This window comes from Enterobacter sp. PGRG2, assembly GCF_030291195.1.
Lineage (GTDB): Bacteria > Pseudomonadota > Gammaproteobacteria > Enterobacterales > Enterobacteriaceae > Enterobacter_D.
The window spans coordinates 2,714,345-2,717,345 of sequence record NZ_CP127837.1 but is presented as its reverse complement, the minus strand read 5'-3'; the positions used below and the strand labels follow the sequence as shown (position 1 = coordinate 2,717,345).

At 58.0% G+C, this 3,001-nt stretch carries 3 protein-coding genes; 2 read left to right on the top strand and 1 reads right to left on the bottom strand.

All coding sequences use genetic code 11. From position 1 onward, the window contains the following. Positions 1 to 1,230, bottom strand: coding sequence for an MFS transporter (locus QRD42_RS11975; protein ID WP_321987209.1), 1,230 nt, complete (start codon positions 1,228 to 1,230; stop codon positions 1 to 3). 304 nt (positions 1,231 to 1,534) lie between these two features. Between QRD42_RS11975 and ybjG the strand changes: the two genes are divergently transcribed. Together ybjG and deoR are read left to right on the top strand one after the other, a co-directional pair. Continuing rightward, the gene (gene ybjG / locus QRD42_RS11970; protein WP_318375728.1) at positions 1,535 to 2,128 is read left to right on the top strand and encodes an undecaprenyl-diphosphate phosphatase; all 594 of its coding nucleotides are present in this window, start codon (positions 1,535 to 1,537) and stop codon (positions 2,126 to 2,128) included. Between the two features lie 66 nt (positions 2,129 to 2,194). After that, entirely contained in the window at positions 2,195 to 2,962 is a 768-nt protein-coding gene (deoR, locus tag QRD42_RS11965; protein WP_321987208.1) for a DNA-binding transcriptional repressor DeoR, read from the top strand. The last annotated feature ends 39 nt before the right edge of the window (positions 2,963 to 3,001 follow it).

The following is a 3,001-nucleotide window of genomic DNA, read 5'->3' as shown; positions in this document are numbered from 1 at the left end:
CTATGACAACGCGTTACCGACGGATTTATCCTTCAGGAACACCACCATCAGCGCCAGCCACAGCAAGCCGTTCGCCAGATTAAACAGGCTGAACAGGCCATTGCCCCCTGCCAGAAATGCGTGTTTGCTGACCTCAATGCCGACGGTGAAAATCGCCATCTGCAGCATTCCCATGGCAGCAGACACCGTGCCTTTACTCATGTCGCTGGCGAACAGCGTCAGGCGCACCAGTCCTGCGTTAGCAAGGCCAATACCAAAGGCATAAATACTCAGCCCGGCGGTCATCCACAAATAAGCATGGGATGACGCCACGGTTGCCACCGCCGCCAGCAGCAGACCACCCACGATCGGCCCGCCGCCTATGATAATCAGCGAGCGCACGGTACGGCGCGAGGTGAGACGCGCCAGCACCAGGTTACCAATAATCAGCGCGCCAAAAATCGGCACCTGCAACAGGCCGTACTCGTAGCTCGACATGCCTTCGGCGCTGATAATGATAATCGGCGACTGGGCGATCCACGCCAGCAACGGCAGACTGACAAAACCCGTCGCCAGCGCGCCCGCCACGAAGCGGCCATTTTTCATTACCGCTTTATAATCCCGCCCCAGCGCATTAAGGGATAATGGCTCCCCCAGCCGCGTGGCGGTTTCCGGCATGGCGCGATGCAGACCGAAAAAGGCAATAGCCGCCAGCACCGCGAACAGCACAAACATCCCCTCCCAGGGCGCAGCATGCACCCAGGCGGCGCCCACCAGCGGGCCAAGCAACGGCGCAATCAGCGCCACGTTCGCCATCAGCGCGGTGATCTTGATACAGGTCGCCTCGTCAAAGGATTCCTGAATGGCGGCATAGCCCACGGCACCGATAAAGCACAGGCTCACACCCTGTAAAAAGCGCAGGATAGTGAACTGTTCAATGTCCTGCGCCAGCAGGGTTGCCAGACAGGTGACGATAAACCACACCACGCCGGTTAACATCACCGGGCGGCGGCCAATACGGTCTGACAGCGGCCCCAGCAGCCACTGTAAAAACATTCCCCCCGCCAGATAAGCGGTCATGGAGGTCGGCACCCACTCAATGCCGGCGTTGTACTGCTCAACCACCGCCAGCATGCCCGGCTGGATCATGTCGTTCGCGATATAAGTTGAGAATTCGTACAGGACCAGACAGAGCGGAAACAACAACGCCTGGCGTCCTAAACGGCGGCCAGGTAAAGCATGGTTTGGCATGAAATTTTTTATCCTGAAAAATCGCGCAAAGTGTAATGAATGCGCCGTCCCTGTAACAGCGAATTTTGCGACCTGCACAAAGTTTCGCACATTTTACGGCATTAACCGCCGTTTTCCCGTGGGCTATTTTGCCACGGTTTAAGCGGGCTCCGGCATGCTCTTATCGCAGAGTGTTCATTCCGGTTGCTCACAAGCGCCGGACAACTAAGACAAAACTGGTTTACCGGCGAAGGCGGTGATCCTAAGGTGATCCCTTTTTCAACGCGCCACTACAGGTAGCCTGCGGCAAAAGAGTGACAATACGATGCTGGAAGATCTGAATTATACCCTGTTCGCCTGGATGAATGCGACGCCGGACTCCCCCGCCTGGCTGATCCAGGCTGCCATTATCATTGCCCGCGATCTGATCCACATCGTGCCGCTGCTGGCCGTGGTGCTTTGGCTGTGGGGGCCTGCCCAGCGGCAGTTAGTGGTTAAAATGGCGCTGGCGATCGTCGTCAGTCTTGTGGTGTCCTGGGTAATGGGGCACGTTTTCCCCCACGATCGTCCGTTTGTCGAGGGCGTGGGCTATAACTTCCTGCATCACGCGCCGGATGATTCCTATCCGAGCGATCACGGCACCGTCGCCTTTACCTTTGCGCTGGCGTTTTTGTTCTGGCACCGCATCTGGTCCGGCGTGGCGATGATGGGCGTGGCGCTGCTGATCGCCTGGTCGCGCGTCTATCTCGGCGTGCACTGGCCGCTGGATATGCTGGGCGGTTTGCTGGTGGGCATCAGCGGCTGTCTGACGGCGCAGATGCTGTGGCAGGCGTTCGGCGAGTCGTTATACGCCGCCCTGCAACGGGCTTACCGCGTCTGTTTTGCTCTGCCGATCCGCAAAGGCTGGGTGCGTGACTAAGCCTGCCGGCACAGGTAAGATTGAGCACCCCGCAGCGAGCGGGGTTTTCATCATGCCAGGGGATTTATGGAAACGAAACGTGACGAGCGTTTAGGCCTGTTGTTACAGGCGCTGAAGCGTACCGACAAGCTGCACCTGAAAGAGGCGGCGGCGTTATTAGGCGTTTCAGAAATGACCATTCGTCGCGATCTCGGCGCCCGCAATGCGCCTGTGGTCCTGCTTGGCGGTTATATCGTGCTGGAGCCGCGTACCGCCAGCCACTATCTGTTAAGCGATCAGAAAACCCGTCTGGTGGATGAAAAGCGTCTGGCCGCGCAATATGCCGCTAAGCTGGTGCAGGCGCACCAACTGGTATTTTTCGACTGCGGTACCACCACGCCATGGATCATTGAGGCCATTCCTCAGGATCTGCCCTTTACCGCCATTTGCTACTCGCTGAATACTTTTATGGCGTTGCAGGAAAAGCCCTTGTGTCGGGCGATCCTCTGCGGCGGCGAGTTCCACGCCAGCAATGCAATTTTTAAACCGCTGAACTTTAACGAGACGCTGAATAACCTGTGCCCGGATCTGGCATTTTATTCAGCGGCGGGGGTGCACCCGGTCCAGGGAGCCACCTGTTTCAATCTGGAAGAGTTACCGGTGAAGCACTGGGCGATGGCCCATGCGCAGTATCATGTGCTGGTGGTGGATCACAGTAAGTTTGATAAAGTGCGCCCGGCGCGTATGGGCGATCTGGACGCTTTTGACGCCATCGCCAGCGACCGCCGCCCGGACGAGGCGTTATGCGCGCTGGCGAAAGCGAAACAGATCACGTTGATGTATTCAGACGCATAGTGCGGGTTGTGTTGCCCGGCGGCGCAGACTTGCCGGGCC

What these genes read in the sequence shown, in the direction of transcription:
- ybjG (WP_318375728.1), top strand. Translation starts at nt 1,535, where the DNA reads ATGCTGGAAGATCTGAATTATACCCTGTTCGCCTGGATGAATGCGACG.
- deoR (WP_321987208.1), top strand. Translation starts at nt 2,195, where the DNA reads ATGGAAACGAAACGTGACGAGCGTTTAGGCCTGTTGTTACAGGCGCTG.
- QRD42_RS11975 (WP_321987209.1), bottom strand. Translation starts at nt 1,230, where the DNA reads ATGCCAAACCATGCTTTACCTGGCCGCCGTTTAGGACGCCAGGCGTTG.